10 protein-coding genes are annotated in these 13,883 nt (G+C 72.0%); 1 reads left to right on the top strand and 9 read right to left on the bottom strand.

Features of this window, described 5'->3' with window-relative positions; genetic code table 11:
• Positions 1 to 4: 4 nt before the first annotated feature.
• Positions 5 to 1,312, bottom strand: a complete 1,308-nt coding sequence (locus ACIQM3_RS23250; RefSeq protein WP_401627158.1) for an NAD(P)/FAD-dependent oxidoreductase — start codon at positions 1,310 to 1,312, stop codon at positions 5 to 7.
• A gap of 185 nt (positions 1,313 to 1,497) precedes the next feature.
• Complete coding sequence (locus ACIQM3_RS23245; protein WP_401627156.1) at positions 1,498 to 2,397, bottom strand: TIGR01777 family oxidoreductase; 900 nt, start codon at positions 2,395 to 2,397, stop codon at positions 1,498 to 1,500.
• A gap of 76 nt (positions 2,398 to 2,473) precedes the next feature.
• On the opposite strand from ACIQM3_RS23245, the gene ACIQM3_RS23240 reads away from it, so the two are divergent.
• Positions 2,474 to 3,001: a GNAT family N-acetyltransferase gene (locus ACIQM3_RS23240; protein ID WP_401627154.1), complete on the top strand. Its 528-nt coding sequence runs from the start codon at positions 2,474 to 2,476 to the stop codon at positions 2,999 to 3,001.
• A 23-nt stretch (positions 3,002 to 3,024) separates the two neighbouring features.
• Here ACIQM3_RS23240 and ACIQM3_RS23235 read toward each other — a convergent pair whose 3' ends face one another.
• From ACIQM3_RS23235 to ACIQM3_RS23205, 7 genes are all read right to left on the bottom strand, one after another.
• Positions 3,025 to 3,546, bottom strand: coding sequence for a DUF4240 domain-containing protein (locus tag ACIQM3_RS23235; protein WP_401627443.1), 522 nt, complete (start codon positions 3,544 to 3,546; stop codon positions 3,025 to 3,027).
• A gap of 83 nt (positions 3,547 to 3,629) precedes the next feature.
• Complete coding sequence (locus tag ACIQM3_RS23230) at positions 3,630 to 4,598, bottom strand: helix-turn-helix transcriptional regulator (RefSeq protein ID WP_401627152.1); 969 nt, start codon at positions 4,596 to 4,598, stop codon at positions 3,630 to 3,632.
• Between the two features lie 282 nt (positions 4,599 to 4,880).
• Positions 4,881 to 7,550, bottom strand: a complete 2,670-nt coding sequence (gene aceE, locus ACIQM3_RS23225; RefSeq protein WP_401627151.1) for a pyruvate dehydrogenase (acetyl-transferring), homodimeric type — start codon at positions 7,548 to 7,550, stop codon at positions 4,881 to 4,883.
• Between the two features lie 267 nt (positions 7,551 to 7,817).
• The gene (locus tag ACIQM3_RS23220; RefSeq protein ID WP_104784914.1) at positions 7,818 to 8,441 is read right to left on the bottom strand and encodes a GntR family transcriptional regulator; all 624 of its coding nucleotides are present in this window, start codon (positions 8,439 to 8,441) and stop codon (positions 7,818 to 7,820) included.
• A 149-nt stretch (positions 8,442 to 8,590) separates the two neighbouring features.
• Complete coding sequence (gene sucB / locus ACIQM3_RS23215) at positions 8,591 to 10,426, bottom strand: 2-oxoglutarate dehydrogenase, E2 component, dihydrolipoamide succinyltransferase (RefSeq protein ID WP_401627149.1); 1,836 nt, start codon at positions 10,424 to 10,426, stop codon at positions 8,591 to 8,593.
• A 55-nt stretch (positions 10,427 to 10,481) separates the two neighbouring features.
• Positions 10,482 to 11,870, bottom strand: a complete 1,389-nt coding sequence (lpdA, locus tag ACIQM3_RS23210) for a dihydrolipoyl dehydrogenase (protein ID WP_393766279.1) — start codon at positions 11,868 to 11,870, stop codon at positions 10,482 to 10,484.
• A gap of 343 nt (positions 11,871 to 12,213) precedes the next feature.
• The gene (locus tag ACIQM3_RS23205) at positions 12,214 to 13,761 is read right to left on the bottom strand and encodes a leucyl aminopeptidase (protein WP_401627147.1); all 1,548 of its coding nucleotides are present in this window, start codon (positions 13,759 to 13,761) and stop codon (positions 12,214 to 12,216) included.
• Between the last annotated feature and the right edge of the window lie 122 nt (positions 13,762 to 13,883).

The following is a 13,883-nucleotide window of genomic DNA, read 5'->3' as shown; positions in this document are numbered from 1 at the left end:
CGGCCTACGCGGCGGCGGGCAGCACCGTCCCGTCCGCCCCCTGCCGGCGCACGCCCAGGTCCGCGAGGATCGCCGAGGCTGCGCGCCTGCCCGAGCGCAGCGCGCCCTGGACCGTGCTGGTGTCGCGGTGGTCGCCGCAGACGTACAGCCCGGCGAGCAGCCGGACCGGGCGGCGCGGGTCGTGCGGCGGTGGCATGGCGGGGACCGCCTCCGGGTCGTGATGGGCGGCCAGCAGCTCCCAGCCGTCGGTGGGCGTGCCGTACAGCGAGGCCAGATGCGCGCGCACCTCGCCGTCGAGGTCCCGCGGCGGAGGGCCGAGCACCGTGGACGTGATCAGGGCCCGGCCGCGCGGGGCGCGCGAGGGGTCGACCTCGCTCATCACGGCGGTGTGCGCGACCGGACCCGAGCGGTCCGCGTCCAGCAGCAGACGGCCCCCGGTCGCCGGTGCCTCCCCGGCGGTGTGGTGCAGCACGGTCACCGGGTGGAAGGCGGGCGTCCGCAGCCCCGGCAGCAGTTCGGCGGCGGCCCCCGCGCCGGTGGCCAGCAGGAGTGACCGGCAGCCGAGCTCGCCGTGCTCCTTGGTACGTACGGAAGTGATGTCCGCCGCGGTCACGTGTACCCCGGTGCGTACGGTCCCGGGCGGCAGGGCGGCCGCCAGCAGTTCGGGCAGCGTCGCGGAACCGCCCGCGGGCACACAGAGCCGGCCGCGGGCGTAGTCCCGGAGGGTGAGGTCGGCCATCCGGCTGGACGTGGTGAGCCCGGGGTCGCCGAGCAGCGCCGAGAGGAGGGGCCGCAGGAACCCGCCGACCGTGCGGGGCGGGAGGCCCGACAGCGCCTCGAACGCGGCCCTGTCGGGCCTGGACAGGATCCGGGACTCCGGAGTGGTGGCGAGACGGGCCAGCCAGGCGCCGAGCCTGGCCTGTTCGATCGCCCCGCCCAAGGGCGCGCGAGGGGCGCTCGACCGGGAGCGCACCGCACGGAGTGCGCCCCTTGCGCTCCGCACGTCCCCGGCGCGGTACTGCCGTCCCCCGCTGTGCACGAGCACCCCCGGGGCGAAGTCCCGCAGCACCAGTCCTTCGAGCCCTGGGGCGGTGCTCAGCTCCGGACACGCGGAACTGAGCAGCGGGCCCAGGTGGTCGAGCCGGAACCCGTCCATGTCATGGGTGGCCATCCGGCCGCCCACCCGCGCGGCGGCCTCCAGAACGCTGACGCCCACCCCTGCGCCGATCAGCTGGTGGGCCGCCGAGAGGCCGGCGATCCCGGCCCCGATGATGACCACATCCGCGTGGTCTGCTGTGTGTGCCCCGATCACGTGCCCCTCCCCGAGTCGGTGCGACTGGTGGGGAGGTATTGCCCCCAACAGGCCCCCGGAATGCCCGAGTTCGGGTCGAGGCTAGGTGTATGGCCGAGAGAGGCGCAGTAGCGCGCACCCCGGGCACCGGTGCACGGGGTCGCACGGCGGCCCGGCGTCGGGTCCGGGGGAGCGCCGGGCCGTGGTCAGCGCAGTGCGGCGCGGATGGCGTCGTCGATGCCGGGGAAGGCGAACGCGAAGCCCGAGTCGAGAAGTTGGCCGGGCAGTACCCGCTGGCTGGCCAGGACGTCCCCGGAGAACTCCCCGAGCACGGCCTTCAGCGCGGGCGCCGGGGCGGTGAACAGGGTCGGGCGCCGCAGCACCCGCCCCATGGCGGCCGTCACCTCGCCGTTGGTGACGGGGGAGGGGCCCGTCAGATTCACCGGACCCGACAGCGTTTCGGTGTCCAGGACGTGCCGCAGCGCCGCGATGTGGTCGTGCAGCGCGATGAAGCTCCAGTACTGCCGGCCGTTCCCCATCCGCCCGCCGAGCCCCGCCTTGAACAGTGGGAAGAGCCGCCCCCAGGCGCCGCCCCGCCGGGAAACGACCAGGCCGGTCCGCGCGTGGACCGTGCGGACGCCGGCCTCCTCGGCGGGAGCCGTGGCCTCCTCCCACTCCACGCAGACGGACGGCAGGAAACCCTCGCCGGGCGGCGCGCTCTCGTCGACGGCACGGTCGCCGGTGTCGCCGTAGAAGCCGATGGCCGATCCGGACAGCAGCACCTTCGGCGGGGCGTCCAGCGAAGCAACCGCCTCGGCGACGGCCGCCGTGCCCAGCACCCGGCTGTCACGGATCTCCCGCTTGTACGCCTCGGTCCACCGGTGGTCCCCGACCCCCGCCCCCGCGAGGTGGACGACCGCGTCGCAGCCGACCAGGCCCGCCGCGTCGACGTACTGGCGCTCCGGGTCCCACTCCACCTCGTCACCGGTGGCGGCCGGGCGGCGCACCATGCGCACCACCTCGTGCCCGTCGGCACGCAGCGAGCGCACGAGCGCCGCTCCGATGAGTCCGGTCGATCCGGTGACGGCGATTCGGGAACGCAGCATGCCGTCCATCCTGCCCCATGCGCCCTCGGTCACGCGGGAGTCGGAGGCACCGGACACGCATGGCACAGTTGCGCGCATGTCCGTGCCACGATCGCCGTCCCTCGCCCCTGTCCGCCTCGCCGTCCCCGCGGACGAGACCGCTCTCGGTGAGCTCGACCGGGCCACCTGGTCGACCCTCCACGCCGTGCAGCCGAAGCCGCAGCCGCCGTACGAGCCCTTCTTCGACGAGCGTCACCTGCCCGGCGAATACCTGGTCGTCGAGGCGGTCACCGGCGCGGACGAGGTGTGCCTGGCCGGCTACATCCGGCTGGCCCGCCCGACCCCGCTCGCCTGCAACGCCCACGTCCGCCAGATACAGGGCCTCGCCGTCGCCGACCGGTGGCGGCGCCACGGCGTCGCACGTGCGCTGCTGCGCGCCGCGTACGCCGAGGCGCGACGTCAGGGCGCCGGACGGCTCACCCTGCGGGTGCTCGGCCACAACACCTCCGCGCGGGCGCTCTACGCGTCCGAGGGCTTCGCCGTCGAGGGCGTACTGCCCGGCGAGTTCTTCCTGGGCGGGCGGTACGTCGACGACGTCCTGATGGGCCGCTCGCTGACGGACTGAATCCCGGGCGCGCGTCCGGGGGCTCAGACCGGGCCGAAGCGTTCCCAGAGGGCCGGGTAGCGCTCCGCCAGCGCCGTGTCGTCGTCGAAGCCGAAGGGCGTGCCCGCCGGTTCCGCCGCCTGCGGCGGCAGCCCCAGGTCGGGGGCGACGACGCCGGTGAGCTGTTCGTAGGCCTCGTCGGCGGCGTAACCGAGGTCCTCGCCGTCCCCGTCGAGCTCCTCGTCGAAGTCGTCCAGCAGCTCGGCCAGGCTGTCCGGGTCGTGCACCGCCCCCTCGAAGACCTCGCGGCCCTGCGCGATCAGCCAGCAGCGGAAGTAGTCGAAGGCGTCGTCGCTCGCCCCGCCGAGCAGCACGGCAGCCGCGCCCCACAGGTCCCAGCGGTACGCGCGGTTGTAGCGGGCCTCGAAGTGCCTGGCGAAATCCAGCACGGAGTCGGGATCGAGCCGCACCAGCCGTTCGACGAGCAGGTCGGCGTGGTCCTCGGGGTCGCCCTCGGCGGCCTCGCGGGTGCTGTCGATGATCTCCCAGAACTCCGTCTCGTCCATCACGGGTCCAGCATCTGCCCCGGCGGCAGGCGACGCACGCCCAGACACCGAATTGAAGCCTTCGACGTCACTTCCGGGCCACTTCAGCGGTAGAGGTCGCGCAGTCGTTCGGCGGTATCGGCAAAGCGTTCGCGCAGGGCGGCGGGCTCCAGGACCTCCACCTCGGGCCCGAGGGACAGCAGCTGGCTGTACGCGACCTCGGCGGACTCGACCGGCAGGACCACCGTGCGCCGGCCTTCCGCGTCCGGCGCGGCGGCCCCGGCCAGCGCCTCGGCGACGGCGGCCCGGTCCATGGCGTGCGGCAGTCGTCGCACACCCGCCTCCGACAGCCGCACCGTCACCTCGGTACGCAGGATCGACCGGGCGAACTGCGCGGCCCGTTCCTCCCAGAAGCGCGGCAGGTCGAAGTCGTCGTCCCGTACGAAGCGGGTCTCCGAGACGGCGACGGCGGCGAACCGGTCGATCCGGTACACCCGGAAGTCGTCCCCGGCCCGGGCGCAGAGGTACCAGACCCCGGCCTTCAGGACGAGCCCGTACGGGGCCAGCTCCCGCTCCACCTCGCCCGAGGGACGGCGGCTGTAGCGCGCCCGGACCAGCCGGTCGTCCCAGACGGCCTCAGCGACGGCGGGCAGCAGCTCGGGGGTGGCCGGTTCGTGGTACCAGCCGGGGGCGTCCAGATGAAAGCGCTGGGCGACGGTGCGCGAGGCGTCCCGGAGCGAGGGGAGCAGGGCCGCCGAGACCTTCAGCCGGGCGGCCGAGGCGGCGTCGTCGAGCCCCATCTCGCGCAGGGCCGAGGGCAGCCCGGACAGGAAGAGCGCCTCGGCCTCATGGCGGGCCAGCCCGGTGAGCCGCGTCCGGTAGCCGCCCACGAGCCGGTAGCCGCCCGTCCGGCCGCGGTCTGCGTACACCGGCACGCCCGCCTCCGAGAGCGCCTGCGCGTCCCGTGTGACGGTGCGCTCCGACACCTCCAGCTCCTCGGCCAGCTGGGCGGCGGTCATGGAGGGCCGGGACTGCAGGAGCAGCACCATCTTGATCAGCCGGGCAGCACGCATGCGGCCATTGTGCGTCCCCGCGCCGCACCTCCACAGGGAGCCCGGCCCGTGGAGGCGCGGTGCGGCCTACCCGTACGAGCCCATCCCCCCCCCGGAGCCGACCCGTCGCCCGAGAGGCGCAGGACTCGCCCTCCGGGACCGCCGAACACCGCCTTGCGTTGCACGGACGCCTGCGTGCCCTATGGGCATGCGCCGGGGTGCGTTGGGTGAACGCCCGCAGGGCGGGCTCGAAACGAGCCCGCCCTGCGGTGTGAGAGGAGACAGCCCTCCGGCTGCCGGCCCTCAGAGGCCGTACTTCTCCCGGGCCTCCTTGACCTTGGAGGCCGGGATCTCGCCACGGCGGGCCAGCTGGGCCAGCGCGGCGACCGCGACGGACTCCGCGTCGACACCGAAGTGGCGCCGGGCGCCCTCACGGGTGTCGGAGAGGCCGAAGCCGTCCGTGCCCAGCGAGGACCAGTCCTGCTCCACCCACTGGCTGATCTGGTCCGGGACCGCGCGCATCCAGTCGCTGACCGCGAGGACCGGGCCCGGCGCACCGGAGAGCGCCTGGGTCACGTAGGGCACGCGCTCCTCGCCGCGGAGCAGCGCCTCGTCGCAGTCCAGCGCCTCGCGGCGCAGCTCACCCCACGAGGTGGCGGACCAGACGTCGGCCGTGACACCCCAGTCGGCGGCCAGCAGCTCCTGGGCCTTCAGGGCCCAGTGGATCGCCGTACCCGAGCCCAGCAGCTGGAGACGCGGCGCGTCCGCCGAGGCGGGCGTGCCCTCCTTGAAGCGGTACAGGCCCTTGACGATGCCCTCCTCGACGCCCTCGGGCATCGCGGGCTGCTGCTTCGGCTCGTTGTAGACCGTCAGGTAGTAGAAGACGTTCTCGGCCTCGGGGCCGTACATCCTCCGCAGGCCGTCCTTGACGATCACCGCGATCTCGTACGCGAACGCCGGGTCGTAGTTCAGCGACGCCGGGTTCGTGGACGCGATCAAATGCGAATGGCCGTCCGCGTGCTGGAGACCCTCACCCGTGAGCGTCGTACGGCCCGCCGTGGCGCCGACGATGAAGCCCTTGCCGAGCTGGTCGGCGAGCTGCCACATCTGGTCGCCGGTCCGCTGCCAGCCGAACATCGAGTAGAAGATGTAGAACGGGATCATCGTCTCGCCGTGCGTCGCGTACGACGTGGAGGCGGCGATGAAGTCGGCCATGGCCCCGGCCTCGGTGATCCCCTCGTTGAGGATCTGGCCGTCCTTGGCCTCCTTGTAGTACATCAGCTGGTCGCGGTCGACCGGGTCGTACGTCTGGCCCATCGGGGAGTAGATGCCGGCCGAGGGGAACAGCGACTCCATACCGAAGGTACGGGCCTCGTCCGGGACGATCGGAACCCAGCGCCTGCCGGTCTCCTTGTCCCGCATCAGGTCCTTCACCAGGCGGACGAACGCCATGGTGGTGGCCATCTCCTGCTTGCCGGACCCCTTGTACAGGGCCTTGAACGCGCGCTCCTCCGGCTGGGGCAGCGCGGCGGCGTGCACCCGGCGGGCGGGGGCCGGACCGCCGAGGGCGGCGCGGCGCTCCTGGAGGTAGCGGACCTCGGGGGAGTCGGCGCCCGGGTGGCCGTAGGGGACCAGCCCGTCCTCGAAGGCGCTGTCCGGGATCGGGAGGCCGAGCAGCTCGCGCATGCCCTTGAACTCGTCGATCGACAGCTTCTTCATCTGGTGGTTGGCGTTCTTGGACTCGAAGCCCTTGCCGAGCGTGTAGCCCTTGACCGTCTGGGCCAGGATCACGGTCGGCGCGCCCTTGTGCTCGATGGCGGCGCGGTAGGCCGCGTACACCTTGCGGGCCTCGTGGCCGCCGCGGGAGCTGTAGAAGCACTCGGCGATCTTCGCGTCGCTCAGGAGTTTCGCCAGCTCGGCGAGGGCAGGCTCGGCGCCGAAGAAGTGCTCGCGGATGTAGGCCACGTCGCGCGTCGCGTACGTCTGGAACTGCGCGTCCGGGACCTCGCGGAGGCGGCGGATCAGCGCGCCGGTGGTGTCGAGCTGGAACAGCTCGTCCCAGGCGTTGCCCCAGAGCGTCTTGACGACGTTCCAGCCGGCCCCGCGGAAGGCGCCCTCCAGCTCCTGGACCACGCGGAAGTTGGCGCGGACCGGGCCGTCGAGACGCTGCAGGTTGCAGTTGATGACGAAGGTCAGGTTGTCGAGCTGCTCACGGGCCGCGAGGGCGAGGGCGGCGGTCGACTCGGGCTCGTCCATCTCGCCGTCGCCCAGGAAGGCCCAGACGTGCGAGTTCGACGTGTCCTTGATCTTGCGGTTGGTCAGATAGCGGTTGAAGCGCGCCTGGTAGATCGCCGAGAGCGGGCCGAGGCCCATCGAGACGGTGGGGAACTCCCACAGCCAGGGCAGCCGCCGCGGGTGAGGGTAGGACGGCAGACCGTCGCCCCCCGACTCCTGGCGGAAGTTGTCGAGCTGCTGCTCGCTGAGGCGGCCGTCGAGGAAGGCGCGGGCGTAGATGCCGGGCGAGGCGTGGCCCTGGATGTAGAGCTGGTCGCCGGAGCCGTCACCCTCCTTGCCGCGGAAGAAGTGGTTGAAGCCGGTCTCGTACAGCCAGGCCGCCGAGGCGAACGTGGCGATGTGGCCTCCGACGCCGTACCGGGCGCCACGGGTGACCATCGCGGCCGCGTTCCAGCGGTTCCACGCGGTGATCCTCGATTCCATCTCCAGGTCACCGTCGAACGCGGGCTCGGCGGAGGTGGGGATGGTGTTGACGTAATCGCTCTCCAGCAGCTTGGGCAGCGCGATGCCGGCGCCCTCAGCGTGCTGGAGCGAACGCCGCATCAGGTACGCGGCGCGGTGCGGGCCCGCGGCCTTGGTGACGGCGTCGAGGGAGGCCGCCCATTCGGCGGTCTCCTCGGGGTCGCGGTCCGGGAGCTGGTCGAGCTCGCTCGGAAGCGTTGCTACGGGGTCGGTCATGATCGCCGCCTTCCGGAGTGGGAGGGGGTGGAGAAGTCCCTGGCTGGCAGGACAGGGCGATGGGGCCGGTAGGCCCGCGACTGAACTGTAAGTCTCCGATCGATGATCGATCAAAGGGTGAAGGGCAAAACTTCTCGATATGAAGAAAAGTGGCATGCGGTGCCGCGAAGTGGGGCACGGAGTGACGGGACCAAGGGGGCGAAACGGGCGCTGACCTGCACGGTCGAGCGGGCTACGACCCAGATGTGCGCCACCCGACGCCGGAAGTCAGGCGCGCGGCGCGCACCCGAGGACGTGTTCCTTCACCATCACGGCGATCTGCGGGTCCCGGCGCAGGAACGCCTCGATGAGCGCCTCGTGCTCCTCCGCGTACGACTTCTGCACGGTGCCCAGCCAGCGGATCGACAGGGCCGTGAACACCTCGATGCCCAGCCCCTCCCAGGTGTGCAGCAGCACGGCGTTCCCGGCTGCGCGCACCATCTCCCGGTGGAAGGCCACCGTGTGCCGCACCTGCGCCTCACCGTCGGCCAGCCGGTCCGCCTCGTACAGCGCCGCCACATGCGGGGCAAGCGCCGAGCAGTCCTCGCCGAGCGCGGGGGCCGCCAGCTCCGCCGCGATCTGCTCGAGACCGGCCCGTACCGGATAGCTCTCCTCCAGGTCGGCCGCGGTCAGATTGCGTACCCGGACACCCTTGTTGGGCGCCGACTCGATCAGCCGCAGCGTCTCCAGCTCGCGCAGGGCCTCGCGCACGGGCGTCTGGCTGACCTCCAGCTCGGTGGCGATGCGGCGCTCCACGATCCGCTCACCCGGCTTCCAGCGCCCACTGACTATCCCTTCCACGATGTGCTCGCGGATCTGCTCGCGCAGCGAGTGGACGACGGGCGGGGTCATGACGGGCTCCTTCGGGCGAACAAACCGGTGCTGCTCACCGATGCGGCGGCCAGGGACTACCGGTGGTGTCTAGACAATACGGCGGCGCCCCCGCCCGGAAGTGTTCCGGGCGGGGGCGCCGCTGGTGAGGCTGGTTACAGCTGTACGGCTCAGAGGCCGAGCTCGACCTCGAACTCGCCCGCCTCGAGGATCGCCTTGACCGTGGTCAGGTAACGGGCGGCGTCCGCGCCGTCCACCAGACGGTGGTCGTAGGAGAGCGAGAGGTAGGTCATGTCGCGGACGCCGATGACGGTGCCCTCGGCGGTCTCGATGACCGCCGGACGCTTGACCGTGGCACCGATGCCCAGGATGGCCGCCTGGTTCGGCGGCACGATGACCGTGTCGAACAGCGCACCGCGCGAACCGGTGTTGCTGACGGTGAAGGTCGCGCCCGACATGTCGTCCGGGGTGAGGCCGCCACCGCGGGCCTTGCCGGCCAGCTCGGCGGTCTTCTTCGCGATACCGGCGATGTTCAGGTCGCCCGCACCCTTGATGACCGGCGTCATCAGACCCTTCTCGGCGTCAACGGCGATGCCGATGTTCTCCGAGTCGAAGTACGTGATGGTGCCCTCGTCCTCGTTGATCCGGGCGTTGACGACCGGGTGGGCCTTCAGCGCCTGGGCCGCCGCCTTCACGAAGAACGGCATCGGGGACAGCTTGACGCCCTCACGGGCGGCGAAGGACTCCTTCGCCTGGTTGCGCAGCTTCATCAGCTTCGTGATGTCGACCTCGAGGACCGTGGTCAGCTGCGCCTGCGAGTGCAGGGCCTTCATCATGTTGTCGCCGATGACCTTGCGCATGCGGGTCATCTTGACCGTCTGACCGCGCAGCGGGGACGCCTCCAGCTTCGGCGCGGCCTTGGCCGCGGGAGCGGCGGCGGCCGGAGCCGGAGCGGCGGCGGCGGCCTTGGCGGCCTCCGCGGCGGCGACGACGTCCTGCTTGCGGATACGGCCACCGACGCCGGTGCCCTTGACCGAGCCGAGGTCGACGCCGTTCTCGGAGGCGAGCTTGCGGACCAGCGGCGTGACGTACGCGCCGTCGTCACCGGACGGCGCGGCAGGCGCCGGAGCGGCCGGCTGCGCCTGAACAGCAGGCTGTGCCGGGGCGGCCGGAGCCGGTGCCGGAGCGGCGGGCGCGGCCTGGGCCGGTGCCGGAGCAGGGGCGGCCGGAGCTGCGGGAGCCGGTGCCGGAGCAGCCGGTGCGGGGGCCGCAGGAGCCGGGGCGGCCTCTGCCGGAGCCGCGGCGGGGGCCGGGGCGGCCTCTGCCGGAGCCGCGGCGGGGGCCGGGGCGGCCTCTGCCGGAGCGGCGGCCGGAGCGGCACCCGGAGCGCCGATGACGGCGAGCTTGGCGCCCACCTCGGCGGTCTCGTCCTCACCGACGACGATCTCCAGCAGCACGCCGGCGACCGGGGCGGGGATCTCGGTGTCGACCTTGTCCGTGGAGACCTCGAGCAGGGGCTCGTCCTCCGCGACCTCCTCGCCGACCTCCTTCAGCCAGCGGGTGACGGTGCCCTCGGTGACGCTCTCGCCGAGCGCCGGAAGGGTGACGTCGGTGCCGGAGGCGCCACCGGCCGGAGCGGCGGCGGGAGCCTCGGCGGCAGGGGCCTCGGCAGCGGGCGTCGGAGCCTCCTCGGCCGGTGCCTCGGCGGCGGGGGCCTCGGCGGCCGGAGCCTCTTCGGCCGCTGCCTCGGCGGCGGCGGGCGCGCCCGAGCCGTCGTCGATGATCGCCAGCTCGGCGCCGACCTCGACGGTCTCGTCCTCGGCGACCTTGATGGACGCGAGGGTGCCCGAGGCGGGCGCGGGAATCTCGGTGTCGACCTTGTCGGTCGAGACCTCGAGCAGCGGCTCGTCGGCCTCGACGTGCTCGCCCTCGGCCTTCAGCCAGCGGGTGACGGTGCCCTCGGTGACGCTCTCGCCGAGCGCCGGAAGGGTTACGGAAACCGACATGGTTTCAGTTGCTCCTTACGAAAGTGTGAAGTGGTCGGTCGTCCCCGGGACTGGATCAGTCGTGGGAGTGGAGAGGCTTGCCGGCCAGGGCCAGGTGGGCCTCGCCCATCGCCTCGTTCTGCGTCGGGTGGGCGTGGATGAGCTGCGCGACCTCGGCCGGCAGCGCCTCCCAGTTGTAGATCAGCTGGGCTTCGCCGACCTGCTCGCCCATACGGTCACCGACCATGTGGACGCCGACCACGGCACCGTCCTTGACCTGGACGAGCTTGATCTCGCCCGCGGTCTTCAGGATCTTGCTCTTGCCGTTGCCCGCGAGGTTGTACTTGAGGGCGACGACCTTGTCCGCACCGTAGATCTCCTTGGCCTTGGCCTCGGTGATGCCGACGGAGGCGACCTCGGGGTGGCAGTACGTCACCTTCGGCACGCCGTCGTAGTCGACCGGCACGGTCTTGAGTCCGGCGAGCCGCTCCGCCACCAGGATGCCCTCGGCGAAGCCGACGTGGGCGAGCTGGAGGGTCGGGACCAGGTCGCCGACGGCCGAGATCGTCGGGACGTTGGTCTGCATGTACTCGTCGACGAGGACGTAGCCGCGGTCCATCGCGACACCCGCCTCCTCGTAGCCCAGACCCTGCGAGACCGGGCCGCGGCCGATCGCGACCAGCAGCACCTCCGCCTCGAAGGTCTTGCCGTCGGCGAGGGTCACCCGCACGCCGTCCTGCGTGTACTCGGCCTTGTCGAAGAAGGTGCCGAGGTTGAACTTGATGCCGCGCTTGCGGAACGCGCGCTCAAGAAGCTTCGAGCTGTTCTCGTCCTCCACCGGGACCAGGTGCTTCAGGCCCTCGACGATCGTGATGTCGGCCCCGAAGGACTTCCACGCCGAGGCGAACTCGACGCCGATGACGCCGCCGCCCAGGACGATCGCGGACTTCGGCACGCGGTCCAGCTTCAGCGCGTGGTCCGAGGAGATGATGCGGTTGCCGTCGATGTCCAGGCCGGGCAGCGACTTCGGCACGGAGCCGGTCGCCAGCAGCACATGACGGCCCTGGACGCGCTGACCGTTGACATCCACCGAGGTGGGCGACGAGAGACGGCCCTCACCCTCGATGTAGTGCACCTTGCGCGAGGCGATGAGACCCTGCAGGCCCTTGTACAGGCCCGAGATCACGTCGTCCTTGTACTTGTGGACGGCCTCCATGTCGATGCCCTCGAAGGTGGCCTTCACGCCGAACTGCTCGGCCTCGCGGGCCTGGTCGGCGATCTCGCCGGCGTGCAGCAGCGCCTTCGTGGGGATGCAGCCGTTGTGCAGGCAGGTGCCGCCGACCTTGCCCTTCTCGATCAGTGCGACGTCCAGGCCCAGCTGAGCTCCGCGCAGGGCCGCGGCGTACCCGCCGCTACCACCGCCGAGGATCACTAGGTCGAAAACGGTGCTGGCGTCGTTCGCCACGTCACGTCCTCCATGCATGTGCGCCGTATGCCGGGCCCCGTCGCTGGGGTGTGACCGGCCGGTCGGCTGGTGTTCGGCCGCTTGCGTTTTTCGGCCCTGTGGTGGGGGCCCTGTCCTGCCGAGAACCCATCTTCGCACTTGTTGAGTCCGGACGGGACGCGGGCCCCTGCTCCGAGCCGGAGGAAGATCCGGACCGAATGGTTACCGATGCGTACACATTTCCGGAAATATGCCGGTCGGATCCACCGTGAGGAACACCTACGGCCCCGGACGTATGCCCGGGGCCGTCTGCGCCGCAAGCGAACCTCGCGCGCGGGGTCCACGCGCGGTGCCGGCTCCGGACTCAGCCGAGGTCGCCGGCCGCGGTGCGCTCCGCCAGCCGCACCAGGGTGCGGACAGCCGATCCGGTGCCGCCCTTGGGCGTGTAGCCGTACGGTGCGCCCTCGTGGAAGGCCGGGCCCGCGATGTCCAGGTGCGCCCAGGCGATGCCCTCGCCCACGAACTCCTTGAGGAACAGGCCGGCCACCAGGCCACCGCCCATCCGCTCGCCCATGTTGGCGATGTCGGCGGTCGGGGAGTCCATGCCCTTGCGCAGGTCGGCGGGGAGCGGCATCGGCCAGGAGGCCTCGCCGACCTCCTCGGCGATCTCGTGGACCGACGTACGGAACGCGTCGTCGTTGGCCATCACACCGAAGGTGCGGTTGCCCAGCGCCAGGACCATCGCACCGGTCAGGGTCGCCACGTCGACGATCGCGTCCGGCTTCTCCTCCGAGGCGCGGGTCAGCGCGTCGGCGAGGACGAGCCGGCCCTCGGCGTCGGTGTTGAGGACCTCGACGGTCTTGCCGCTGTACATGTGCAGGACGTCACCCGGGCGGGTGGCGTTGCCGGACGGCATGTTCTCGGCGAGCGCCAGCCAGCCGGTGACGTTGACCTGGAGGCCGAGGCGGGAGGCCGCGACGACGGCGGCGAACACGGCGGCGGCGCCGCTCATGTCGCACTTCATCGTCTCGTTGTGGCCCGCCGGCTTGAGCGAGATGCCGCCCGAGTCGTAGGTGATGCCCTTGCCGACCAGGGCGAGCGTCTTCTCCGCCTTGGGGTGCGTGTAGGCGAGCTTGACCAGGCGCGGGCCGTGCGTGGAGCCCTGGCCGACGCCGAGCAGACCGCCGTAGCCGCCCTTGACGAGCGCCTTCTCGTCGAGGACCTGCACCTTGATGCCGTGCTCCTTGCCGGCGGCGGTGGCCACGGCGGCGAAGGACTCGGGGTACAGGTCGTTCGGCGGGGTGTTGATCAGGTCGCGGGCCCGGTTGATCTCCTCGGTGACCGCGACGGCGCGTTCGGCGGCCGCCTTGAAGGCCTTGTCACGCGGCTTGGCGCCGAGCAGGGCGACCTCGGCGAGCGGAAGCTTCGCGTCGTTCCGGCCGGACTTGGCGCTCTTGGGGGCGAGCTTGTTCTCGCCGCCCTGGTAGGCGGTGAACGCGTACGCACCCAGCAGGGCGCCCTCCGCGACGGCCCCGGCGTCCTCGGCGGACTCGGCGGGCAGCGCGAAACCGGCCTTCTTCGACCCCTTCAGCGCACGCGCGGCGGAGCCTGCGGCCCGGCGCAGCGCCTCGGCCTCGTACGCGTCGTCCTTCGCCGGGACCGGACCGAGCCCGACCGCGATGACGACCGGGACCTTGAGGCCGGACGGGGCGGGGAGCTTGGTCACTTCGCCCTCGGCACCGGAGGCGCCCAGGGTCTCCAGGACGGTGGCGAGCTTTCCGTCGAACGCCTTGTCCACGGCCTCGGCGCCCGGTGCGAGGACCGGCCCCTTGGCTCCCTTGGCGACGCCGACGACGAGTGCGTCGGCGCGCAGCGTCGCCGCACCTGAGGTGCTGAGAGTGAGAGCAGTCACGGTGGTGAATTCTCGCTTCCGTTGAGTTGTGTGCCGGTCTGTGTTGGTCGAGAGGGTGGCCGACCGTGCCCAGCGCATCGTAGATCCCGCCGTGACGCGCCAGGAACGAGCCTACGCGCGCC

Source organism: Streptomyces sp. NPDC091271 (assembly GCF_044757505.1).
Lineage (GTDB): Bacteria > Actinomycetota > Actinomycetes > Streptomycetales > Streptomycetaceae > Streptomyces.
The sequence above is the reverse complement of the archived record's forward strand: the minus strand, read 5'-3'. Positions and strand labels throughout refer to the sequence as shown.